21 protein-coding genes and 1 pseudogene are annotated in these 23,707 nt (G+C 59.0%); 8 read left to right on the top strand and 14 right to left on the bottom strand.

The features are described from left to right. Positions 1-41: 41 nt before the first annotated feature. From glpD to K0H47_RS02260, 4 genes are all read right to left on the bottom strand, one after another. On the bottom strand, positions 42-1,580 hold the full coding sequence (glpD, locus tag K0H47_RS02275; RefSeq protein ID WP_093205496.1) for a glycerol-3-phosphate dehydrogenase: 1,539 nt from the start codon (positions 1,578-1,580) through the stop codon (positions 42-44). 173 nt (positions 1,581-1,753) lie between these two features. Then, positions 1,754-2,509 carry a DeoR/GlpR family transcriptional regulator gene (locus tag K0H47_RS02270; protein ID WP_003208723.1) on the bottom strand — a complete coding sequence of 252 codons (756 nt, stop codon included), beginning with the start codon at positions 2,507-2,509 and terminating at the stop codon, positions 1,754-1,756. A 94-nt stretch (positions 2,510-2,603) separates the two neighbouring features. Next, positions 2,604-4,109: a glycerol kinase GlpK gene (glpK, locus tag K0H47_RS02265; protein ID WP_063027424.1), complete on the bottom strand. Its 1,506-nt coding sequence runs from the start codon at positions 4,107-4,109 to the stop codon at positions 2,604-2,606. An 80-nt stretch (positions 4,110-4,189) separates the two neighbouring features. Continuing rightward, positions 4,190-5,044, bottom strand: a complete 855-nt coding sequence (locus K0H47_RS02260; protein ID WP_218263138.1) for an MIP/aquaporin family protein — start codon at positions 5,042-5,044, stop codon at positions 4,190-4,192. A 360-nt stretch (positions 5,045-5,404) separates the two neighbouring features. Between K0H47_RS02260 and ybaK the strand changes: the two genes are divergently transcribed. Beyond that, entirely contained in the window at positions 5,405-5,875 is a 471-nt protein-coding gene (gene ybaK, locus K0H47_RS02255) for a Cys-tRNA(Pro) deacylase (protein WP_063027428.1), read from the top strand. A 10-nt stretch (positions 5,876-5,885) separates the two neighbouring features. On the opposite strand, the gene K0H47_RS02250 is transcribed toward ybaK, so the two are convergent. Then, positions 5,886-6,995, bottom strand: a complete 1,110-nt coding sequence (locus K0H47_RS02250; protein WP_063027430.1) for an ABC transporter ATP-binding protein — start codon at positions 6,993-6,995, stop codon at positions 5,886-5,888. Next, positions 6,992-7,912 carry an ornithine carbamoyltransferase gene (argF, locus tag K0H47_RS02245; protein ID WP_063027432.1) on the bottom strand — a complete coding sequence of 307 codons (921 nt, stop codon included), beginning with the start codon at positions 7,910-7,912 and terminating at the stop codon, positions 6,992-6,994. The genes K0H47_RS02250 and argF overlap by 4 nt, the downstream gene beginning before the upstream one ends. Positions 7,913-8,356: 444 nt before the next feature. Here argF and K0H47_RS02240 point away from each other — a divergent pair, with 444 nt between their 5' ends. Continuing rightward, on the top strand, positions 8,357-10,453 hold the full coding sequence (locus K0H47_RS02240) for a molybdopterin oxidoreductase family protein (protein WP_219271844.1): 2,097 nt from the start codon (positions 8,357-8,359) through the stop codon (positions 10,451-10,453). Positions 10,454-10,552: 99 nt separating this feature from the next. Next, positions 10,553-10,891 (top strand): Grx4 family monothiol glutaredoxin, encoded by a 339-nt coding sequence (gene grxD / locus K0H47_RS02235; protein WP_034118308.1) that lies wholly within the window; start codon positions 10,553-10,555, stop codon positions 10,889-10,891. Between the two features lie 77 nt (positions 10,892-10,968). On the opposite strand, the gene bfr is transcribed toward grxD, so the two are convergent. Then, a complete protein-coding gene (bfr, locus tag K0H47_RS02230; protein WP_017480123.1) occupies positions 10,969-11,439 on the bottom strand; it encodes a bacterioferritin in 471 nt (156 codons plus the stop codon). 200 nt (positions 11,440-11,639) lie between these two features. Then, a complete protein-coding gene (locus K0H47_RS02225; RefSeq protein WP_003208706.1) occupies positions 11,640-11,858 on the bottom strand; it encodes a bacterioferritin-associated ferredoxin in 219 nt (72 codons plus the stop codon). A gap of 244 nt (positions 11,859-12,102) precedes the next feature. Between K0H47_RS02225 and K0H47_RS02220 the strand changes: the two genes are divergently transcribed. Continuing rightward, the gene (locus K0H47_RS02220) at positions 12,103-12,705 is read left to right on the top strand and encodes a peroxiredoxin (RefSeq protein ID WP_003172097.1); all 603 of its coding nucleotides are present in this window, start codon (positions 12,103-12,105) and stop codon (positions 12,703-12,705) included. Between the two features lie 65 nt (positions 12,706-12,770). Here K0H47_RS02220 and rnt read toward each other — a convergent pair whose 3' ends face one another. Beyond that, entirely contained in the window at positions 12,771-13,448 is a 678-nt protein-coding gene (gene rnt, locus K0H47_RS02215) for a ribonuclease T (RefSeq protein ID WP_003208704.1), read from the bottom strand. Continuing rightward, complete coding sequence (gene pyrC / locus K0H47_RS02210) at positions 13,445-14,491, bottom strand: dihydroorotase (protein WP_093205506.1); 1,047 nt, start codon at positions 14,489-14,491, stop codon at positions 13,445-13,447. The genes rnt and pyrC overlap by 4 nt, the downstream gene beginning before the upstream one ends. Positions 14,492-14,647: 156 nt before the next feature. Between pyrC and K0H47_RS02205 the strand changes: the two genes are divergently transcribed. The 3 genes from K0H47_RS02205 to K0H47_RS02195 all read left to right on the top strand — a co-directional run bounded on the left by K0H47_RS02205 (position 14,648) and on the right by K0H47_RS02195 (position 18,193). Further along, on the top strand, positions 14,648-15,556 hold the full coding sequence (locus K0H47_RS02205) for an OmpA family protein (RefSeq protein WP_219271842.1): 909 nt from the start codon (positions 14,648-14,650) through the stop codon (positions 15,554-15,556). 129 nt (positions 15,557-15,685) lie between these two features. Then, positions 15,686-16,903 (top strand): argininosuccinate synthase, encoded by a 1,218-nt coding sequence (locus K0H47_RS02200; RefSeq protein ID WP_003208700.1) that lies wholly within the window; start codon positions 15,686-15,688, stop codon positions 16,901-16,903. 657 nt (positions 16,904-17,560) lie between these two features. Then, entirely contained in the window at positions 17,561-18,193 is a 633-nt protein-coding gene (locus K0H47_RS02195) for a response regulator transcription factor (protein WP_003208698.1), read from the top strand. Positions 18,194-18,264: 71 nt separating this feature from the next. Here K0H47_RS02195 and K0H47_RS02190 read toward each other — a convergent pair whose 3' ends face one another. The 4 genes and pseudogenes from K0H47_RS02190 to metG form a co-directional block, all read right to left on the bottom strand. After that, positions 18,265-18,450: a PA3496 family putative envelope integrity protein gene (locus K0H47_RS02190; protein WP_017480127.1), complete on the bottom strand. Its 186-nt coding sequence runs from the start codon at positions 18,448-18,450 to the stop codon at positions 18,265-18,267. Positions 18,451-18,557: 107 nt separating this feature from the next. Further along, the gene (gene nth, locus K0H47_RS02185; protein WP_010170146.1) at positions 18,558-19,196 is read right to left on the bottom strand and encodes an endonuclease III; all 639 of its coding nucleotides are present in this window, start codon (positions 19,194-19,196) and stop codon (positions 18,558-18,560) included. Positions 19,197-19,346: 150 nt separating this feature from the next. Continuing rightward, a pseudogene (rsxB, locus tag K0H47_RS02180) lies at positions 19,347-20,165 on the bottom strand (electron transport complex subunit RsxB); the annotation flags it as partial. Between the two features lie 124 nt (positions 20,166-20,289). Next, entirely contained in the window at positions 20,290-22,341 is a 2,052-nt protein-coding gene (gene metG / locus K0H47_RS02175; RefSeq protein ID WP_017480131.1) for a methionine--tRNA ligase, read from the bottom strand. A 172-nt stretch (positions 22,342-22,513) separates the two neighbouring features. Here metG and apbC point away from each other — a divergent pair, with 172 nt between their 5' ends. Next, positions 22,514-23,608 (top strand): iron-sulfur cluster carrier protein ApbC, encoded by a 1,095-nt coding sequence (gene apbC / locus K0H47_RS02170; RefSeq protein ID WP_063027448.1) that lies wholly within the window; start codon positions 22,514-22,516, stop codon positions 23,606-23,608. Positions 23,609-23,707 lie beyond the last annotated feature (99 nt).

The raw sequence follows: 23,707 nt of genomic DNA, 5'->3' as shown, positions 1-23,707 counted from the left end.
CCTGGACCTTTCGGTGCAGGGGCTATTTTACAGCGGGTCGATCAAGCGGCTTCGATTTTGCCGCGATTGTGCTCAACCTTGGACAGGTAGCGTTGTACGTTTTCCTGTTCTTCCGGCGTGGTGAACAGGCCCAGCTTGCTGCGGCGCCACAGGATGTCCTGGGGCTGCGTGGCCCATTCTTCAGCGCACAGGTAGTCGACTTCGCGGGTGTACAGGCCGCCACCGAGGTGGTCGCCCATGTCTGCCAGCGACTGCACGCCTTCCAGCAGACGCCAGGTGCGGCTGCCGTAAGTGGTGGACCAACGGCGGGCAATCTCGCTTGGCACCCAGTCGTACTTGCTGCGAATCGCATCGGCCAGAGCTTCTGGCGTGCTCATGTTTTCGCCGCCGGGCAGGGTGGCCGCAGCCGTCCAGCCTGGGCGCATCTGCGTGAAGTACGGTGCCAACTGCGCCATCGCCGACTCAGCCAGCTTGCGGTAGGTGGTCAGCTTGCCGCCAAACACCGACAGCAACGGCGCCTCGCCCGAGGTGCCCGACAGCGCCAGGGTGTAGTCGCGGGTCACGGCCGACGGGTTGTCGGATTCGTCGTTGCACAGCGGGCGCACGCCGGAATAGGTGTGCACGATGTCATCGCGGCTCAGCTGCTTCTTGAAATGCGCATTGACCACATTGAGCATGTAGTCGGTCTCACCTTCAGTAATCGCCACTTTCGCCGGGTCGCCGGTGTATTCGCGGTCGGTGGTGCCGATGATGGTCAGGTGATTCAGGTATGGAATGGTGAAGACGATGCGCTGGTCTTCGTTCTGCAGGATGTGCGCGTGGGCGCCTTCATACAGCTTCGGCACGATCAGGTGGCTGCCCTGGATCAGGCGGATGCCGTAAGGCGAATCCAGCTTCAAGTCATCCTTGATGAACTTGGCGACCCATGGGCCGGCTGCGTTCACCAGTGCCCGGGCGCGGATCGAGAACAGGCTGCCGTCGGCGCGTTCCATGTTCATTTCCCACAGGCCTTTGCTGCGGTGCGCGCTGACGCAACGGGTCTGGGTGTGGATATGCGCACCCTTTTCCCGCGCGGCCATGGCGTTGAGTACTACGAGGCGGGCATCGTCGACCCAGCAATCGGAGTATTCGAAGCCTTTGGTGATTTCGCTTTTCAGCGGGCTGTCGGGACCGAACTTGAGGCTCTTGGAACCTTCGAGTTTTTCCCGCTTGCCCAGGTGGTCATACAGGAAGAGGCCGGCGCGAATCATCCACGCTGGGCGCAGGTGCGGGCGGTGTGGCAATACAAAGCGCATCTGCTTGACGATGTGCGGGGCCTTGGCCAACAGCACCTCACGTTCAGCCAGGGCTTCGCGCACCAGGCGGAATTCGTAATGCTCCAAATAACGCAGGCCACCGTGGATCAGCTTGCTGCTGGCGGAGGAGGTGTGGCTGGCCAGGTCGTCCTTTTCGCAAAGGAATACCGACAAACCGCGACCGGCTGCGTCTGCTGCAATGCCGACGCCATTGATCCCGCCACCGATAACGGCGACGTCATAGACTTCGGCAAGCGGTGTGGCAGGCAAGGTAGAAGGGTTCATCGGCTGGCCTCGCAATCTTTTTCGTATTGGAATTCGAACATAAATGTTCATTTGCGAAAATGGTAGCTTATAAACGCAGGCACAGCCAGCCTGCTTCGATTGAAAATACTGATCGAAGGGCGAAGAAAGGAAAATTTGTGAACATCAGGGGGCAGGACACCCCCTGTATAGACTTACACCACTTCCAGCCGAATCTTGTGCTGATTCAGCAACTGCACCAGTGCCGGGACCGGCTGCTGATCGGTGACTAAACAATCAATCAAACTGATGGGTCCCAGGCGAATCATGGCGTTGCGCCCGAATTTGCTGGAGTCCGCCGCCAGGATCACCTTGCGCGCATTGGCAATGATCGCCTGGGAAACCCGTACTTCCTGGTAATCGAAGTCCAACAGGCTGCCGTCTTCATCGATACCGCTGATGCCCACCAAGGCAAAATCGACCTTGAACTGGTTGATAAAGTCGACGCTGGCCTGGCCTACCACGCCGCCGTCACGGCGCACGTTGCCGCCGGTCAGGAGTACGTCGAAGTCGTCTTTGGCACTCAGCATCATGGCGACGTTGAGGTTATTGGTGATGATTTTCAGGTGGCTGTGGTTAAGCAGCGCCCGGGCAATCGATTCGGTGGTGGTACCGATGTTGATGAACAGCGAGGCGTGATCGGGGATTTGCGCGGCGATGGCTTCGCCGATGCGCTGTTTCTCGTCGCGCATCTGGTCGGCCCGCATGGCGTATGCGGTGTTTTCAACGCTGGAGTCATAGGCTGCGCCGCCGTGGTAGCGGCGCAACAGATTGGCTTCCGCCAGTTGATTGATATCGCGGCGGATGGTTTGCGGGGTGACAACAAAGAGCTGCGCCATTTCCTCGATACTCACATAGCCGCGTTCGCGAACCAGTTCGAGGATTTGTTGCTGGCGGGGAGGCAGATTCATGGTGCGTCCTTTGGGCTGCCGTAAAAAGTGGCCCATGATGACGCAGGAATCTGCTCCCTGCCAGTTACAACCCTATGTGGGTCCAGCGCTTGGCTTATTCAGCGCCTTCGTGGGGTTCCCAGTCGCGGGTGCGGCTGACCGCTTTCTGCCAGCCGGCGTAGAGTTTTTCCTTCGCCGCTTCTTCCAGTTGTGGTTCGAATTGGCGCTCGATCACGGCCTTGCCACGCAATTCGTCCAGGCTGCCCCAGAAGCCGCACGCCAGGCCAGCCAGGTAGGCGGCGCCCAATGCGGTGGTTTCGCGCATTTGCGGGCGCTCAACCTGGGTGCCGAGGATGTCGGCCTGGAACTGCATCAGGAAGTTGTTGGCGACTGCGCCACCGTCTACCCGCAGGGATTTGAGGCGTTCGCCGGAATCCTGCTGCATCGCGTCGAGTACGTCGCGGGTTTGATAGGCAATCGACTCCAGAGCGGCACGGATGATGTGATCCACACGTACGCCACGGGTCAGGCCGAACAGCGCGCCACGGGCATACGGGTCCCAGTAGGGCGCGCCCAGGCCGGTGAAGGCCGGTACCAGGTACACGCCGTTGCTGTCCTTGACCTTGCCGGCGAAGTATTCGGTATCGGTGGCATCGGCGATGATTTTCAGCTCGTCACGCAGCCACTGCACGGTGGAACCGCCGTTGAATACGGCGCCCTCCAGGGCGTAGGCCACTTCGCCACGGGGGCCGCAAGCGATGGTGGTGAGCATGCCGTGCTTGGATTTCACGGCCTTGTCGCCAGTGTTCATCAGCAGGAAGCAGCCGGTGCCGTAGGTGTTTTTCGCCTGGCCCGGTTCTACGCACATTTGGCCGAACAGCGCCGCCTGCTGGTCACCGGCGATACCGCCGATGGCGATGCCGCTTTTGGTGCGGCCGTAGATTTCCGAGGAGGACTTCACTTCCGGCAGCATTTCGCGCGGCACGTCGAGAATCTCCAGCATCTTCGAATCCCACTCGAGGGTGTGGATGTTGAAGAGCATGGTGCGCGAGGCGTTGGTGTAGTCGGTGACGTGGGTTTTGCCGCCGGTAAATTTCCAGATCAGCCAGCTGTCGATGGTGCCGAACAGCAGCTCGCCGTTACGCGCACGTTCGCGGCTGCCTTCGACGTTGTCGAGGATCCACTTGAGCTTGGTGCCGGAGAAGTACGGGTCGGTGACCAGGCCAGTGGTGTCATTGATGTATTGCTCATGGCCGTCGCGCTTGAGCTGCTGGCAGATCTCGGTGCTGCGGCGGCATTGCCAGACGATCGCGTTGTAGATCGGGCGGCCGGTGATTTTGTCCCAGACCACGGTCGTTTCACGCTGGTTGGTGATACCGATGGCCGCGACCTGGTCATGGTGCAGGCCGGCTTGTGCCAGGGCCTCGACCATCACCGCACTCTGGGTGGCGAAAATTTCCATCGGGTCATGTTCGACCCAGCCGGCTTGCGGGTAATGCTGGGTGAATTCACGCTGGGCGGTGCAGACCACGTTGGCGTCACGATCAAAGATGATCGCCCGGGAACTGGTGGTGCCCTGATCGAGGGCAATGATGTAGTTCTTATTCTGAATGTCGGTCATGTCGATTGCCTTGGACGGAGAATAGGGGAGTCAGTAAACAGCCTGGGCCGCAAAGGGGCAGTACTGCCCAGGCTATCGCATCAGGAAGTACGGGTTTTGCCGCTGGCGGCCGCTTCGGTTGCATCAGTTGTAGCAGGTGCGCTGCTGGGCAGGTGACGGGCAATCAGCCCGCGATACGCGGCAGCACCGAGGCAGGCACCGACAATCGGTGCAAAGATCGGAATCAGGAAATAAGGAATGTCGCGCCCACCGGTGAAGGCCATTTCACCCCAACCGGCGAAAAAGGTCATCAGCTTTGGCCCGAAGTCACGGGCCGGGTTCATCGCAAAGCCGGTCAGCGGGCCCATGGCACTGCCGATCACGGCGATCAGCAAACCAATCAGCAGCGGTGCCAACGGGCCACGGGGCAGGCCGTTGTTGTCGTCGGTCAGGGCCATGATCACGCCCATCAGGATCGCGGTAATGACCATTTCCACCAGGAACGCCTGGGCCGTGCCCAGCAGCGGATGCGGATAGGTGGAGAACACTGAGGCCAATTCCAGGCTGGCCTGGGTGCCGCGAATCATGTGGTGGGTTTGTTCGTAATCGAAAAACAGGTTGCTGTAGAGCGTGTAAACCAACGCTGCCGAGCAGAAGGCGCCGGCGACCTGAGCGATGATGTAGAACGGCAGTTTGCGCTTTTCGAAATCGGCAAAAATGCACAGGGCGATACTGACGGCGGGATTGAGGTGCGCCCCGGAAATACCGGCGCTCAGGTAGATCGCCATGCTGACGCCGATCCCCCAGATGATACTGATTTCCCACAAGCCAAAGCTGGCGCCCGCGACCTTGAGCGCAGCAACACATCCGGTACCGAAGAAGATCAGCAACGCAGTGCCCAGGAATTCGGCCATGCATTGACTTGAGAGTGAAGGCTGTTGAAGAGCAGTTGTCATGGAAAACCTCTGTTTTTGTTGTTGTCTGGCGTTTTGCCGCAACGGGCAAGCTGCGATTTTCACCGTGGCGAGGATCCCCATCCTCTTCGCGGCTTACTGCTGTGAATCCGTAGGTGTATTCCTACAGTATTCGTAAACGAAAAAATATAGACAAGAATGACGGCTGTCAAAGGTCGAAAGTGAACGATCGGTCATTTTGTAATTATTGGTGTGGTGAATGATCGCGTCGTGGGCGCGGGGAGTTGAAGGAAAGGAGCGCGCGGGCTCGTGGCAGAGGGCTTCGGACTAGAGCCTTTTACCTTCTGTTGGCCTAGAATTGGCCGTCTGTTTTTTCACCGTTTTGCCAAGCCTGGAGCCCTCATGACGCCCGCATTGGACCTGTTGAAAAAAGTTCGTGCCGAACATCGAATCCACAGTTACGAACATGACCCCAAGGCAGCCTCTTATGGTCTGGAGGCCGCGGAAAAGTTGGGGCTTGATCCCGCGCAGGTGTTCAAGACCTTGCTGGCCAGCAGTGAAAAATCTGAACTGCTGGTGGCCGTTGTGCCGGTCGTCGGAAGTTTGGATTTAAAAGCGTTGGCGCAGGCGGCGGGGGTGAAAAAGGTCGAGATGGCGGACCCGGCTGCGGCGCAACGGGCCACCGGTTACTTGCTGGGTGGCATCAGCCCGCTGGGGCAGAAGAAACGCCTGCGCACCTTTGTCGATGTGACGGCGCAGTCGTTTCCGACAATTTTTATCAGTGCGGGAAGAAGGGGGCTTGAGGTGGAGTTGGCAGCAGCGGTGCTGGCCGAGCACACCCAGGCCAAGTTCGCGGAAATTGGCCGGGTGTGATGCGCTGAGGTCAGGTGGCGGTGCTGTAGCGGCGAACGCCTGACTCTACGTGGGGAATGTGCGCCGCTGTGCTGCCTGAGGCCTGGAACAACACCAGGTGTTCGGCTGCCACGCGAATGCCCACATCGGCACCGACCAAGTGATCGGCGTGGCTGGGGAAGATCGATTCCAGCTGCGCACCGGTAGGCAGCTGCAAGCGATACAGGGTCGATGCCCCGAGGAACGTCTTACCGACAATCCGCGCTTTCAAGGCGCTGTCCGGGGCATAAACAATGTCGTCCGGGCGCAACAACACATCCACCGCGCCGCCGGTGGGCCAGGTGTAGGCACGATTGCCGCGCAACTCGCCCAGTTCGGTGGTGACCGATTCCGGCGTGTTCAACTGCCCGCGAATGAAGTAACCCTGGCCAATAAAGCTGGCGACAAAGGGTGTCAGCGGTTCGTGGTACAGGTTGTAGGGCGTATCCCACTGCTCCAGGCGACCTTCCTTGAACACGCCGACATGGTCACTCACCGCGAAGGCTTCTTCCTGGTCGTGGGTCACGAGAATTGCACTAGTGCCCCGGGCCTTGAGGATGTCGCGCACCTCATGGCTGAGCTTGCGCCGCAGTTCGCCATCGAGGTTGGAGAAGGGTTCGTCCAACAGCAGCAGCTGGGGTTCCGGCGCCAAGGCGCGGGCCAGGGCGACGCGCTGTTGCTGGCCGCCGGAAAGCTCATGGGGGAAGCGCTTGCCGAGGTTCTTCAGGTTCACCAGCTCCAGCAATTCGGCGACCACCCGCTCTTTTTGCGGGTGCTTGCGAATGCCGAAGGCGATGTTGTCGGCCACGCTGAGGTGTGGAAACAGCGCGTAGTCCTGGAACACCATGCCGATCCGACGTTTCTCCGGGGCCAGTGTGAAACCGGCGCTGGAGATGACTTCGCCCGCCAGGCTGATCTCACCTTCGTGTACCGGCTCAAAGCCGGCAATCGCTCGCAGGGTGGTGGTCTTGCCGCAACCCGAGGAGCCCAGCAAGCAACCGATGTCCCCGGCGTTGAGGTGCAGGTTAAGGTTCTGCACCACCCGTTGGTCCTGATAACCGCATGCCAGATTGCGTAGGTTCAGCAGTAAAGGCTGGCTCATGCAGGGCGGTACGCCGGCGCAACCAAAAACTCCAGCAGCGCTTTTTGCGCGTGCAGGCGGTTTTCTGCCTGAGCCCAGGCCACCGAACGTTGGTCGTCCAGCAGGTCGAGGCTGATTTCCTCGCCACGGTGGGCTGGTAGGCAGTGCATGAACAGCACGTCCGGTGCGGCCAGGTCGAGCAGGGCGCGGTTGACCTGGAACGGTGCGAACAGCTTGAGGCGCTTGGCGGTTTCTTCTTCCTGGCCCATGGAGGTCCAGACGTCGGTGCTCACCAGGTGCGCGCCGATGACGGCCTCACGCGGGTCGCGAACGATGGTCACGCGGTCGCCGGCCTGGGCCAGGAATTTTGCGTCCGGCTCATAGCCTTCAGGGCAGGCAACGCGCAATTGGAAGTCGAACTGGATCGCCGCTTCTATATAGCTATTGCACATATTGTTGCCGTCGCCGATCCAGGCCACGGTCTTGCCCTGGATCGAACCGCGCTGTTCGAGGAAGGTTTGCATGTCGGCCAGCAACTGGCACGGGTGCAGGTCATCGGACAGGCCGTTGATCACGGGCACACGGGAGTTGGCGGCAAATTCGGTCAGGGTGCTGTGGGCGAAGGTACGGATCATCACTGCATCCAGCATGCTCGACATCACGATCGCGCAGTCGCTGATCGGTTCGCCACGGCCCAGTTGGGTATCACGAGGTGACAGGAAGATAGCCTGGCCGCCGAGCTGAATCATGCCGGCTTCGAAAGACACACGGGTGCGGGTGGACGACTTCTCGAAAATCATCCCAAGCACGCGGTTTTTCAAAGGCTCGAACAGTACGCCGCGGTTACGCAGGTCTTTAAGCTCAATGCCTCGACGGAGCACGCTGACCAGCTCTTCGGGCGTGCAATCCATCAGGGAGAGAAAGTGCCTTGCGCTCATCATTAACTACCTTTTTGCAACAGACCGCAGATACTCAAAGCCTTGTTTATTTTGAAAACGGGCGAGACCTGCGGCGAAAGCCGCACGGGGCGACGAAATAGGGGAAGGCGCGATCTTATAATTAAATGTCGCGTCTTACCAATAGGGCTACAGTTTTTAGGGGAGTTCAAGGACGCGGGGAGGGCGCTTTTGAAGCCTGTTTCCTGACAGCAGCGGGTCATTTGTACACTGGCGCTGCGCCACATTGCAATGCGAGAAGGCGTGCGCAGGCCGGGGCGCGTCGGTTTCAGAGGGCTGTCGGAGGGCGCTGAAACATTTCATGATGTTTCCTCATGGCCTGGCCTGATGCCGTTGGATTCACACGACGAACGTTGCTGGCGCTGCTGCCGGCGGCGGGCCATAGTTTTCGTCCGAAGCGCTCAGCCCACAATAAAGAGACTGGCCATGACCAAGACTCTCCACCACCGTGCCTGCCATCTGTGCGAAGCCATCTGCGGCCTGACACTGGAAACTACCCAGGGTGAAGACGGGAGCCTGGCGATCACTTCGATCAAGGGCGACCCGCTGGACACGTTCAGCCGTGGCCATATCTGCCCCAAGGCCGTGGCCCTGCAGGACATCCAGAACGACCCGGACCGCCTGCACCAGCCCATGTTGCGGGTGGGCAGTGAATGGCAGCCAATCCCGTGGGACGACGCCTTTACGCTTGTAGCCGAACGCCTGTCGGGCATCCAGGCACGCCACGGGCAGAATGCGGTGGCGGTGTACCAGGGCAATCCGAGCGTGCACAACTATGGCCTGATGACTCACAGCAATTACTTCCTGGGCCAGCTCAAGACCCGCAACCGCTTTTCCGCCACGTCGGTGGATCAGTTGCCCCACCACCTCACCAGTCACCTGATGTACGGCCACGGTCTGCTGCTGCCGATCCCGGACATCGACCATACCGACTTCATGCTGATCCTCGGCGGCAACCCGCTGGCGTCCAACGGCAGCATCATGACCGTGCCGGATGTGGAAAAGCGCCTGAAGGCCATCCAGGCCAGGGGCGGCAAAGTCGTGGTGGTTGATCCGCGGCGCAGCGAGACGGCGGCGATTGCCGACCAACATCTGTTTGTGCGCCCGGGCGGCGATGCGGCGTTATTGTTCGGTTTGCTTAATACGCTGTTTGCCGAGAACCTGATCCGTGACAGTCATCTGCCGGTCGATGGCCTGGATGAAGTGCGCCAGGCCGTGGCCGGATTCACCGCCGAAGCGATGAGTCGTCAATGCGCGGTGCCCGCCGAGCAGATCCGCCAGTTGGCGCGGGACTTCGCGGCGGCCGACACAGCGGTGTGTTATGGCCGCATGGGCGTGTCGACCCAGGCGTTCGGCACGCTGTGCCATTGGCTGGTGCAGTTGATCAACCTGGTGACGGGCAATCTGGACCGAGTGGGCGGCGCCTTGTGCACCACGCCGGCAGTCGACCTGGTGGCTTCCACCTCCGGCGGGCACTTCAATCGTTGGCAAAGCCGGGTTTCCGGGCGACCGGAGTACGGTGGCGAGCTGCCGGTGTCGGCACTGGCCGAAGAAATGCTCACCGAGGGCGAAGGACAAATCCGTGCGCTGGTGACGGTGGCAGGCAATCCGGTGCTCTCCACGCCTAACGGCCGGCAGTTGGAACAGGCGCTGGATGGCCTGGAGTTCATGGTCAGCATCGACCTGTATATCAACGAAACCACGCGCTATGCCGACCTGATCCTGCCGTCTACCTCGGCACTGGAAAACGATCACTACGACACCACCTTCAATATGTTCGCGGTGCGCAACGTCACCCGCTTCAATCGCGCCATCCTGCCAAAGCCTGACGGAGCATTGCATGACTGGGAAATCTTCGTCGGCCTGGCCCAGGCGTTTGCCGCGAAGACGGGTAATACGCTCAAACCGACCATGCCACCGGCGCAGATGATCGATTTCGGGCTGCGCGCCGGACCTTATGGCGATACCTTGTCTATTGCCGCGCTGGCTGATTATCCCCACGGTCTAGACCTTGGGCCGCTGAAGCCCAACCTGGCAGGGCGCATGAAAACCGCCAACGGCCATTTGCAGGCTGCGCCGCCGGTGATCCTCGCAGACTTGGCGCGCTTTGCCGCACAACCAGTGCCTGGGCTGAATGAATTGTTGCTGATCGGCCGTCGCCATGTGCGCAGCAACAACTCGTGGATGCATAACTACCATCGGTTGGTGAAGGGCAAGCCCCGTCACCAGTTGCTGATGCATCCCGATGACCTGGCCCATCGCAAGTTGAGCGACGGGCAACGTGTGCGGGTCAGTTCTCGGATCGGCATGATCGAAGTCGAGGTATTGGCCAGCCTCGACATGATGCCCGGCGTGGTCAGCCTGCCCCACGGCTGGGGCCATGGCCGTCCGGGCGTGCAGATGACCATCGCCAGTGGGCAGCCGGGAGCGAGTGCGAATGACCTGACGGATGAGCGGCAATTGGATGAGCTGTCGGGCAATGCGGCGTTGAACGGCGTGCCGGTGCAGGTCGAGGCGGCGTAAGGATTGTCTGTCGGGGAGTCCGAGCGTCATGCTAGGGTTTGCGTTACAATGCGCCACCGTGCCGACCCATGAGTCGGAAAGTTCCAGCCGAGGTGTTCCATGGATATCATCGAAACGATCAAAGAGCAGATTGCCAACAACACTATTCTGCTTTACATGAAGGGCGCACCTAACGCGCCTCAGTGTGGCTTCTCCGCAAAGGCTTCCCAGGCCATCATGCAATGTGGCGAGAAGTTCGCCTACGTGGATATCCTGCAGAACCCGGAAATCCGCGCCAACCTGCCGAAGTACGCCAACTGGCCAACTTTCCCGCAGCTGTGGGTGGCCGGTGAGCTGGTCGGCGGTAGCGACATCATCACCGAGATGGCGGCTGATGGTTCGTTGCAGGCACTGATCAAAGACGCAGCAGAAAAAGCCGCTGCCAAGACCGAAGCCTGATTGGTTTTAGGCTGCGGCAATAAAAAGCCCCGCTTCTCGAGAGAGAGCGGGGCTTTTTAGTGGCCGGGAATTAAGGGTTATTCACCCATCTGCGATTGCAGGTAATTCTCGATAGTCACTTTGTCGATCAGGCCGATCTGGGTTTCCAGCCAGTCGATGTGTTCTTCCTGGTCTTCAAGGATATCTTCCAGCAACTCGCGGCTACCGAAATCACTCTTGATTTCGCAATGAGCAATGGCGGCCTTGAGGTCGGTGTGGCTCTTGCGTTCGAAGTTCAGGTCGCAGTTGATCATTTCCTGGGTGTGCTCGCCGATGTTCAGCTTGCCCAGGTCCTGCACGTTCGGCAGGCCTTCCAGGAACAGGATGCGCTTGATCAGCGCATCGGCGTCCTTCATGGCCTTGATGGATTCCTTGTATTCACGCTTGCCCAGCTTTTCCAGGCCCCAATCGTCATACATGCGTGCATGCAGGAAGTACTGATTGATCGCGACCAGTTCATTGGCAAGGATTTTGTTGAGTTGCTGGATGACTGTAATGTCGCCTTTCATGATTGGGGTCCTGCCCTGTATTAGCTGTATATAAGGCGGAGTTTGAGCTGCGCATTTACTACTGTCAAACCTAAGTTATTGAATAATAAATGAAAATTAATCGGAATAAGAATGTTTGTGTTCCGCGTCTTGGCGCTAACTGTTTGAATTCCGGGCATAAAAAAACCGGACACTAAGTCCGGCTCTTTAAAACACACCCTTCAGGCGTGTGTAAATTCTGCTGAGTAGGGGATCGCCGCCTGTGCAGTTTGCAGCTGCGTCAGAGTTTCCCGTACCACTTGCTTGGCGAGGCAGGCGCATTTGCCGCATTGGCTGGCAACGCCGGTGGTTTCACGTACTTCCTTGTAGCTGCAGCAACCTTCATAGATTGCTTCGCGGATTTGTCCGTCGGTGACGCCAGTGCAGAGGCAGACATACATAAGGGAGAACCATCGCGGTTTAAGGCTTAAGTGCGACGGATCTTAATGTTAACGAGAATGATTGTCAAAGTAGTTTCTTGCTCGTTTGAAACAGATTGATCGCCCTCTGACGAACGGTTTTTTCCTGAGCCGTGTATGATGGCCGGTCTTCACGAAGCGTGATCCCGTCACAGGGCTGTCGTTTACCCACGGCACACTGGAAGGGATCCTTTTACTTCAAGTCACCACCATCAGGAGATACCCAATGAGCGTACTCGTCGGCAAACAAGCCCCGGATTTCGACGTCCCAGCCGTCCTCGGCAATGGCGAAATCGTAGACAGCTTCAAACTGTCTGAAGCCATCAAAGGCAAATACGGCCTGGTGTTCTTCTACCCGCTGGACTTCACCTTCGTCTGCCCATCGGAGCTGATCGCTCTGGATCACCGCATGGACGATTTCAAGGCGCGTAACGTTGAAGTGGTAGCCGTTTCCATCGACTCCCATTTCACCCACAACGCCTGGCGCAACACTGCCATCAATGATGGCGGCATCGGCAAAGTCAAATACACCATGGCTGCCGACATGAAGCACGACATTGCCAAGGCCTACGACGTTGAGTCCGAAGGCGGCGTGGCTTTCCGTGGCGCGTTCCTGATCGACGACAAGGGCGTTGTGCGCTCGCAGATCATCAACGACCTGCCGCTGGGCCGTAACATGGAAGAGCTGATCCGTCTGGTCGACGCTCTGCAATTCCACGAAGAACACGGCGAAGTGTGCCCTGCCAACTGGAAAAAAGGCGACAAAGGCATGAACGCTTCGCCAGAAGGCGTTGCGGCTTACCTGACCGAGAACGCTGGCAAGCTGTAAGCCAGATTCGCGGCACAAAAAAACCGGCCTGAGAAGGCCGGTTTTTTTATGCGCGGGATTCGGCTTCAGTCGCCGAAGTCTTCCCAGCCGCCCATCTGTTTCCAGCGGTTGACGATGCCGCAGAACAGCTCGGCGGTCTTCTCGGTGTCGTAGCGGGCCGAGTGGGCCTCACGACCGTCGAAGTCGATACCGGCCGCCTGGCAGGCTTTTGCCAGTACGGTCTGGCCATAGGCCAAGCCAGCAAGGGTCGCGGTGTCGAAGCTGGAGAACGGGTGAAACGGGTTGCGCTTCATGTCCAGGCGCGCCACAGCGGCGTTGAGGAAGCCCAGGTCGAAGCTGCTGTTGTGACCCACCAGGATTGCGCGTTTGCAGCCATTGGCCTTCAAGGCCTTGCGCACACCGCGGAAGATGTCAGTCAACGCTGCTTCTTCACTGACTGCCATGCGCAACGGGTGATCGAGCTTGATCCCGGTGAACTCCAGGGCGGCCGCTTCGATGTTGGCGCCTTCGAACGGCTCGACGCGGAAGAAGTGGGTGTGTTCCGGGAACACGAAACCCTGTTCGTCCATGCCGATAGTCGTAGCGGCGATTTCCAGCAATGCGTCAGTGGCGCAATTGAAACCGCCGGTTTCTACGTCGATGACAACCGGCAGGTAGCCACGGAAACGCTCGGCCATCGGGTGACGGGAACCGCCACCACCGCCGCCGTGTTCCTGGTCGTCGTCGTAATGGTCTTCACTCACGGGTGTTCCTCCAGCAGGCGCCAGCGCAGTGTTTCACCGGCGCGCAGCGGGATAACGGTCAGCTCGCCAAACGGCAGGCTGGTGGGGGCGGTCCAGTCTTCACGGACCAGGGTAATGCGGTCGGTATTCGCCGGCAGGCCATAGAAACGCGGGCCGTTGAGGCTGGCGAACCCTTCAAGCTTGTCCAGGGCGTTACGTTGTTCGAACGCTTCGGCATACAACTCGATCGCCGCATACGCGGTGTAGCAACCGGCACAACCACACGCGGCTTCCTTGGCGTGTTGGGCGTGCGGTGCAGAGTCTGTGCCGAGGAAAAACTTCTCGTTGCCACTGGTGGCGGCATCGAGCAGCGCCACCTGGTGAGTGTTGCGCTTGAGAATCGGCAGGCAATAGAAGTGCGGCCGAATCCCGCCCACCAGCATGTGGTTGCGGTTGTACAACAGGTGATGCGCGGTGATGGTCGCGCCGACGTTGGCTGAAGCCTCGGTGACGAACTGCACGGCATCGGCGGTGGTGATGTGTTCGAACACGACCTTCAGGGTCGGGAACAGCTCGACCACACGACGCATGTGCTCGTCGATGAAGATCTTTTCACGATCGAATACATCGACATCGCCACGGGTGACTTCACCGTGGATCAGCAACGGCATGCCCACTTCCGCCATGGCTTCGATGGCCGGCAGGATCTTGTCGATACTGGTGACGCCGGAATCGGAGTTGGTGGTCGCCCCGGCCGGGTACAGCTTGGCGGCGTACACGAAACCACTGGCTTTAGCCTGGCGAATTTCTTCGGGCTGGGTGCGGTCGGTCAGGTACAGCACCATCAACGGTTCGAAGCGGCTGCCGGCCGGTCGTGCAGCGAGGATGCGCTGGCGATAGGCATCGGCTTCCGCGGCGTTACGCACCGGAGGTACCAGGTTAGGCATGATGATGGCACGGCCAAACGTGCGCGCTACATCAGCCACGGTTTGGGGCAACGCAGCACCATCGCGAAGATGAATATGCCAGTCGTCGGGACGCAGCAGGGTCAGGCGGTCGGACATTGGGGATTCCAGGCGGGTCAATCTGGTGGGAATGCTACCGGAAAAGACTCTTGCAGGCACTCGCTATCAAGTTTTGCAGGATACGACCGATATCCCTGGGTATGCCTTAACGATGTATGACGCCTTGATGTGTTGTAGAAACCAGTGGAGCCTCCCGTGCGCCAGCATTATCTAGCCCTGCTCAGTGTGTTCGCCAGCCTGCCCGCGATGGCCCTCACGTTCCAGACACGTCTGGAGAATATTGAGTGGAAAGTGGAGGGCGATAAGTTCGAGTGCCGCTTGAGCCAACCGATCACCGATTTCGGCTCGGGCGAGTTCGTGCGCCGTGCGGGCGAGCAGGCGACGTTTCGCCTGAAAGCCTTTAACGGTTCGTTGGGTGCCGGTTCCGCAACCCTGCTGGCGGCCGCTGCGCCGTGGCAGCCGGGGCGTGGTGATATCAATCTCGGCGCGGTGCGCGTCGGCAATGGTGATGTGCTGTTTAACAGCTCCCAGGCTCAGGCCGGGCGCTTGTTCACCGGCTTGCTCGAAGGTCGTAGCCCGACGGTGCGGCACTATGGGCGTGATGGCGGGTATTCCGAGATTCGCCTGTTGCCGGTGAAATTCAACAAGGCCTACAACGACTATCAGCTGTGCACCACCAAACTGCTGCCGATGAATTTCGAGCAGGTCAAACAGACCGAGGTGGGCTTCCCGGGGGGCGGAATCGAACTGGACGCGGCGGCCAAGAAAAAGCTCTCGGTGATTCTCGAGTTCATGAAAGCCGACCCGACGGTTAACCACATCGAGTTGAACGGCCACTCTGACAACAGCGGCAATCGCCTGACCAATCGTGATGTCTCCCGGCGCCGTGCCTTGGCGGTGATGGACTACTTCAAGGCCTATGGCATCGATGAATCGCAGATCACCCTGCGGTTTCATGGTGAAAGCTACCCGTTGGCGCCGAACACCAGCCCGGCCAACCGGGCGAAAAACCGTCGGGTGAATATTCAACTTGAACGGGTGGCAGCCCCCGAGAAACCGGCGCCCCAAGCCAAAGCGCCAGGTAACGCTGCCGCCACCTCATAAGGTGCGGCGTTTCGTCGCTCGCTCGACATAATCTGTCGCTTTATCTTCATTTGCTGTCGCGCCTCTGTAATTTCACGGTTTTGGTCGGTAGAATCGACGCCTTTCCGTACAACCCCGTGGAGTGATGGCATGGCCGACGTAAACAAGGTCGTTCTCGCGTATTCCGGCGGCCTGGACACTTCGGTGATCCTCAAGTGGCTGCAGGATACTTATAACTGTGAAGTGGTGACCTTCACCGCTGACCTGGGTCAGGGCGAAGAGGTCGAACCTGCACGTGCCAAGGCGCAAGCCATGGGCGTGAAAGAGATCTACATTGACGACCTGCGCGAAGAGTTCGTCCGCGATTTCGTTTTCCCGATGTTTCGCGCCAACACCGTCTACGAAGGCGAGTACCTGCTGGGTACTTCCATCGCACGTCCGCTGATCGCCAAGCGCTTGATCGAAATCGCCAACGAAACCGGCGCTGACGCCATTTCCCATGGCGCCACCGGCAAGGGCAACGACCAAGTGCGTTTCGAGCTGGGCGCCTATGCCTTGAAGCCAGGCGTAAAAGTCATTGCTCCGTGGCGTGAATGGGACCTGCTGTCCCGTGAAAAGCTGATGGACTACGCTGAAAAGCACGCTATCCCGATCGAGCGTCACGGCAAGAAGAAGTCCCCGTACTCGATGGACGCCAACTTGCTGCACATCTCCTATGAAGGCGGCGTGCTGGAAGACACCTGGACCGAGCACGAAGAAGACATGTGGAAGTGGACCGTCTCCCCGGAGAACGCTCCTGACAAGGCCCAGTACCTGGAACTGACCTACCGCAACGGCGACATCGTCGCGCTGGACGGCGTCGAAATGACGCCGGCCACCGTCTTGGCGACCCTGAACCGTATCGGTGGCGAACACGGTATCGGCCGCCTCGACATCGTCGAGAACCGTTACGTGGGCATGAAGTCCCGTGGTTGCTACGAAACCCCGGGCGGCACCATCATGCTGCGCGCTCACCGCGCCATCGAGTCCATCACCCTGGACCGTGAAGTGGCTCACCTCAAAGACGAGCTGATGCCCAAGTACGCCAGCCTGATCTACACCGGCTACTGGTGGAGCCCGGAGCGTCTGATGCTGCAACAGATGATCGACGCTTCCCAGGTCCACGTGAACGGCGTCGTGCGCCTGAAACTGTACAAGGGCAACGTGATCGTGACCGGTCGCAAGTCCGACGAGTCGCTGTTCGATGCCAATATCGCCACCTTCGAAGAAGATGGCGGCGCCTACAACCAGGCAGACGCGGCAGGCTTCATCAAGCTCAACGCATTGCGCATGCGCATTGCGGCCAACAAAGGTCGCAAGTTGTTCTGAGTGTTTTAAGTTGCAATGAAAAATGGCCCCGTTAGGGGCCATTTTTTTTGGGCTGAAAATACACCTGGAGTCCTTAGGGGCGATGCGGTGTTTATTGTTCAGTTTAACAACAGCCCTGTGTCTAAGGCGGTGGTATGGAGTGTTTATGTTTTTACGGGGGCAATGTTTATTAATTTCGCTCGATAAGTGGTGCATTGTTGAAAGTGGGTTTTTTTCTTGTGTTCAGGAACTATGTACTACAGAAATTTCACTCAGAAATGTACCGCGAACATGTCAGATGCTGACATGCCTGTAGGATTCATGGAGCGTTATTAATTATGTCGAATGGAACTTTTAAAAAGTGCCTTTCAGCCCGTGTTCACAGGTCTTCTGATAAGGCACAAGGGGCATTTCCTGAAACTTGTGTGCGGCACGTTTACCCCGCCCCCCGTAATCCTGGGAATTTTCACTCAAAATATGTTTGTACTCGGAAAGTTCTGAAAGCCTCAACAAAACTGGACACCTCCACACTGGTGTTTTTTTGTAGGCTAAATCCTATGTCTTTGTGGGTTGGGTCTCTGCTTGCTGTTGCTTGGGGGGGAGCGCTATGCCAAGCGGGAAACGACTAGGCTATTGTGCTTGCTCTTAATAATTCGAACAGCGAAATTGGACTTGCCCATGAATAAAGTGCTGATCGTGGATGATCATCCCGTCATTCGTCTTGCTGTGCGTATGCTAATGGAACGTCATAGTTATGAGGTCGTTGCCGAGACCGATAACGGTGTCGATGCCTTGCAACTTGCACGGGAGCATATGCCGGACATAGTCATACTGGATATTGGAATTCCCAAACTCGATGGCCTGGAAGTTATATGCCGGCTGTCATCTACCAAGCAGGCCCATCCCTTCAAAGTGCTGGTGCTGACGTCCCAGGCGCCCGGTCATTTCTCCATGCGGTGCATGCAGGCGGGCGCCGCTGGCTACGTGTGCAAGCAGCAGGACCTCACCGAGCTATTGAGCGCGGTCAAGGCGGTGCTGTGTGGGTACAGCTACTTCCCCAACCAGGCGCTGAACTCGGTGCGCTCCACAATGGGGAACGCCAGCGAAGCGGACATGGTCGAGCGCTTGTCCGGCCGGGAGATGATGGTGCTGCAGCAACTGGCCCGCGGTAAAACCAACAAGGAGATCGCCGATGGTATGTTCCTGAGCAACAAAACCGTGAGCACCTACAAGACGCGCTTGCTGCTCAAGCTCAACGCACGCTCCCTGGTGGACTTGATCGAGCTGGCCCAGCGTAACGGGTTGGTATAGGCCGGCCGCACACTTACATGCAGTCAGAAAAAAGCCTCCGTAAGGGAGGCTTCTGTTTTTCGTTGGGTCGATTAGAGATCGAAGTCGTAATCGGCCAACTGTTTTTGCAGGCGCCGCTCTTCCAGAAGGTTGTCGATGGTGCGGCGTTTGCTCAAATTGGTCTTGGCCACCTCTACCGGTGTTTCTGCTGCCTCATCGTCGGATTCAGCGCCAACAACGTCGTCTTCTACATCCAGTTGTTCTTTGCCAGTGCTCATAAGGTTAACTCCAGGCTAAGACTGCCGTTGGCGCTCCTTATAACGATAATCTTGAGGATGGTAAAAAAGATTTTTTCAATCGACTCATCAATAAAAGCAATGATGGCTCAATCGTCGGAAGTCTTTTCCTTGTATTCACACAGGTCTTCTATGCGGCAACTGCCACAGCGCGGCTTGCGAGCCTGGCAGACATAGCGGCCGTGAAGGATCAGCCAGTGATGTGAATCCAGCAGATAGGGCTTGGGCACAAACTTCATCAGTTGTTTTTCCACCTCCACCACATTCTTTCCGCGGGCAATCCCGGTGCGGTTGCTGACCCGAAAGATGTGCGTGTCCACCGCCATGGTCAGTTGGCGAAATGCCGTATTGAGCACCACATTGGCAGTTTTACGGCCTACGCCCGGGAGGGCTTCCAAGGCTTCCCGAGTCTGCGGCACTTCGCTGCCGTGCAACTCCACCAGCAGCCGACAGGTCTCGATGACATTCTTCGCCTTGCTGTTGTACAGGCCGATGGTCTTGATGTATTCGGACAACCCTTCAACGCCAAGCGCGTAGATTGCCTCGGGAGTATTGGCCACGGGGTACAACTTGGCAGTGGCCTTGTTGACGCCAACGTCTGTGGACTGGGCCGAAAGAATCACGGCGATCAGCAGCTCGAACGGCGAGGAATAGGCCAGCTCGGTTTTCGGTTCCGGGTTGTCTTCGTGAAGCCGACGGAAAATTTCCAGGCGTTTTGCGGCGTTCATGGGGCGAGCGGTTCCTTGCAGACAGTCAGTGTGGTTACGAAAAACGGGCCCAATAACCCGAGCAGGATAAACGCGGCGGGCACCAGCAGTACACGCTTCATCACGTGCGGCCGGTGCTCAAGGGGTTCAAGTGCGGGCATCGGACCCCACCAGCGCCGCAAGCGCCTGCTCTGCTGTTTCGAAATGCTGTTGCAGGACAATCAACTGCGACTGCTGTTCAAAGGTCGGCGGGTGGCCGAAAGCTTTCAGGGATTTGTGCAATTGGGCACGGCTCATGGCCAGATGGATCTTGGCCTTCTTCAAGGCAGCGTCCATCGCGGCGGCTTTTTGTGCACGAACCCGCTCAATGGCGGCCTGGACCGGGTTCTCCGAGGCTGCAGCCACCGGGGCGGCGCGCTTGGTGCGTGCCAGGCGTTCGGCGAGTTTCTGTTCCTCTTCGCGTTGCAGCCGCGTGTTGCGCTGTTCAAACCGCCGCCGGGCCCGATCGCGTTTGAGGTTGCGTGCCTGGCGCTCATGATCACTGGATGCCAGTCCGCCGACAATCGGCACCACCGTGGTCAACGGACGCATTTCGATGCAATCAACCGGGCAGGGTGCCACACACAGGTCGCAGCCTGTGCACTCGTCGATAATCACCGTGTGCATCAATTTGGCAGCACCAACAATAGCGTCCACTGGGCAGGCCTGGATGCATTTGGTACAGCCGATGCACTCCGCTTCACGGATAAACGCGATCTGCGCGGGTGCCTCGCCTCGGGACGTGTCCAGTTCCAGCACCGGGAGCTTCAGCAGTTGCGCCAGGCCGGCAATGGTTTCCTGGCCGCCCGGTGGGCACTTGTTGATCGCCTCGCCTTGGGCAATGCCTTCTGCGTAGGGCTTGCAGCCAGGATGCCCACATTTGCCACATTGGGTTTGTGGCAGCAGGGCGTCGATACGTTGAATCAGGCTCATGGTTTGATCATTGCGTTGGAACCCGGAAAAGCCACGACCGGCAACGGGCCGACTGCAAACAGAATCCGATTATCCGGCAAGCGAGGAGGGGGTACTAGCTGAAACCGCCCCATAGCCGAGACCATGGGGCAGTTCGCCGTTGTTACTTGATGCGCTGACCCGGCTTGGCGCCGCTGTCCGGGCTCAACAGGTAGATCTCTTCACCGCCAGGGCCGGCCGCCATCACCATGCCCTCGGAGATACCGAACTTCATTTTCCGTGGCTTGAGGTTGGCGATCATCATGGTCAGGCGACCATCGAGTTTGGACGGATCCGGATAGGCACTCTTGATCCCGGAGAACACGTTGCGTTGCTCGTCACCGATGTCCAGAGTCAAGCGCAGCAGCTTGTCAGCGCCTTCCACGGCTTCGGCCTTGATGATCAGGGCCACCCGCAGGTCCACCGCAGCGAAGGCGTCGAAGTCGATTTCTGGCGACAGCGGATCTTTCGCCAGCTCGCCATTGCCCGCAGGTGCTGCATCGCCGGTGTCAGTCTTGCTGGCCTCGAGGTCTTCTTTCGAAGCATCGGTCATGGCCTGGACTTTTACCGGATCGATACGGGTCATCAGCGGCTTGAACTCATTCAACTGATGGTTGCTGAGCAAGGTCGCGTGGTCGTTCCAGGTCAGCGGCGGCACGTTGAGGAACGCCTCGGCGTCGGCTGCCAGCAGTGGCAGTACCGGCTTGAGGAAGATCACCAACTGGCGGAACAGGTTGACGCCTGTGGCGCAGATTGCCTGGACTTCAGCTTGCTTGCCTTCCTGCTTGTTCAGCGACCACGGCGCCTTGTCGGCGATCCAGGCGTTGGCACGGTCGGCCAGGCCCATGATCTCGCGCATGGCGCGGGCAAAGTCGCGGGCTTCATAGGCGTCGGCGATGCTCGGGGCAGCGGCCAGGAACGCGTCGGTCAGCTCCGGCGCGGCGTTTTCCGCCACCAGCACACCGGCGTTGCCCTTGTGGATAAAACCGGCGCAACGGCTGGCGATGTTGACGACCTTGCCCACCAGGTCCGAGTTGACCTTCTGTACGAAGTCTTCCAGGTTCAGGTCCAGGTCGTCGACGCCACGGCCCAGTTTGGACGCGTAGTAGTAGCGCAGGTATTCCGGCGACAGATGGTCCAGGTAGGTGCGCGCCTTGATAAAGGTGCCACGGGACTTGGACATCTTCTGGCCATTGACCGTCAGGTAGCCGTGTACCGCGATGCCGGTCGGCTTGCGGTAGCCCGAACCTTCGAGCATCGCCGGCCAGAACAGCGCGTGGAAGTTGACGATATCCTTGCCGATGAAGTGATACAGCTCGGCAGTGGAGTCCTTGGCCCAGAACGCGTCGAAGTCCAGCTCCGGCGTACGGTCGCACAGGTTCTTGAAGCTGGCCATGTAGCCAATCGGCGCGTCCAGCCATACGTAGAAGTACTTGCCTGGCTCACCCGGGATTTCAAAACCGAAGTACGGCGCATCGCGGGAGATGTCCCACTGCTGCAGGCCGGCGTCCAGCCATTCGGCGATCTTGTTTGCCACGGCGTCCTGCAGGGTGCCGCTGCGGGTCCAGGTTTGCAGCATCTGCTGGAAATCCGGGAGCTTGAAGAAGAAGTGCTGGGAATCCTTGAGCACCGGGGTGGCGCCAGAGATCGCCGACTTCGGATCCTTCAGGTCGGTAGGCGCGTAGGTGGCGCCGCATTTCTCGCAGTTGTCGCCGTACTGGTCCTCAGTGCCGCATTTCGGGCAGGTGCCCTTGATGAAGCGGTCGGCCAGGAACATTTTCTTTTCCGGGTCGAAATACTGGGTGATCGAACGCGTGGCAATGTGCCCGGCGTCTTTGAGGCGCAGGTAGATCTGGCTCGACAGCTCGCGGTTTTCTTCGGAGTGGGTCGAGTGGAAGTTATCGAAATCCACCAGGAACTCGGCAAAGTCGGCGCTGTGTTCAGCCTGGACGTTGGCGATCAGTTGTTCCGGGGTGATGCCTTCCTTCTCGGCGCGCAACATGATGGCCGAACCGTGGGCGTCGTCCGCGCAGACATAAATGCATTGATTGCCGCGATGCTTCTGGAAGCGCACCCACATATCGGTCTGGATGTACTCAAGCATATGGCCAAGGTGGATAGAACCATTGGCATAGGGCAGGGCGCTGGTGACGAGGATCTTGCGTGGCTCGGACATGGGGCTCGGCTACTTGATGAAACGGAGGTCGGCCACTATAAAGCGCCGGGAAATTTATTTCACCCCGTGCGGCTGTTTCAGGATTTTCCCGACGGCCGAAAGCGTGCCGCTAAGACGCTGGAACGGTTAGGATAGCCGCCTGTTTTAGTCAGTCTTTTTTCGGGAGTAGCCCATGAGCGCCGTCAATCGCGCAGCGGTGGAAGCCGTTCTTCGCCAATACACCGACCCCTACCTGAACCAGGACCCGGTCAGCGCCGGGTGCGTACGCGCCATCGACGTGCAAGGTGACAAGGTTTCGGTCCAGCTTGAGCTGGGCTATGCCGCCGGGCTGTTCAAGAGCGGCTGGGCGCAGATGCTGCAAATGGCCATCGAAGGCCTGGACGGCGTCAGCTCGGCCAAGGTCGACATCCAGTGCGTGATCGCCGCGCACAAGGCCCAGGCGCAGATCCCGGGCCTGGCCAACGTCAAGAACGTGGTGGCCGTGGCCTCCGGCAAGGGCGGCGTGGGCAAATCCACCACCGCCGCCAACCTGGCCCTGGCCCTGGCCCGCGAAGGCGCGCGCGTCGGGATTCTCGACGCTGACATCTATGGCCCGAGCCAGGGCGTGATGTTTGGTATCGCTGAAGGCACCCGGCCGAAGATCAAGGATCAGAAATGGTTCGTGCCGATTGAGTCCCATGGCGTGGAAGTGATGTCCATGGCCTTCCTGACCGACGACAACACGCCGATGGTCTGGCGCGGCCCGATGGTTTCCGGCGCGTTGCTGCAACTGGTCACCCAGACCGACTGGGGCAACCTGGACTACCTGGTGATCGATATGCCACCAGGCACCGGTGATATCCAGCTGACCCTGGCGCAGAAAGTGCCGGTGGCCGGCGCGGTGATCGTCACTACGCCGCAGGACTTGGCGCTGCTGGATGCTCGCAAAGGCGTGGAGATGTTCCGCAAGGTCAATATCCCGGTGCTGGGCGTCGTGGAGAACATGGCGGTGCACATCTGCTCCAACTGCGGTCACGCCGAGCATCTGTTCGGTGAAGGCGGCGGCGAGAAGCTGGCGACCCAGTACGGCGTTGAACTGCTGGCATCGTTGCCGCTGTCGATAGGGATTCGAGAACAGGCTGACGGTGGCAAGCCGACCGTGGCTGCTGAGCCGGATGGTCAGATTGCCATGGTCTACCAGGAGCTGGCCCGTCACGTAGGGGCGCGGATCGTACTTCAGGAGGCCGGGGCCCAGGCGATGCCGACGATCACTGTCAGCGACGACTGATCCACCTGACGGGAAAGAAGCCTCGACTGTGTCGTAATGCTGTTCACTTAAGCGGAGCAGCCTTACGGTCTACTGGAAATCGGGTTTTTGAGATCTTCA

It is taken from the genome of Pseudomonas sp. Xaverov 83, from assembly GCF_019352905.1.
Taxonomy (GTDB): domain Bacteria; phylum Pseudomonadota; class Gammaproteobacteria; order Pseudomonadales; family Pseudomonadaceae; genus Aquipseudomonas; species Aquipseudomonas yamanorum.
This window is presented reverse-complemented; position numbering and strand designations above follow the sequence as displayed.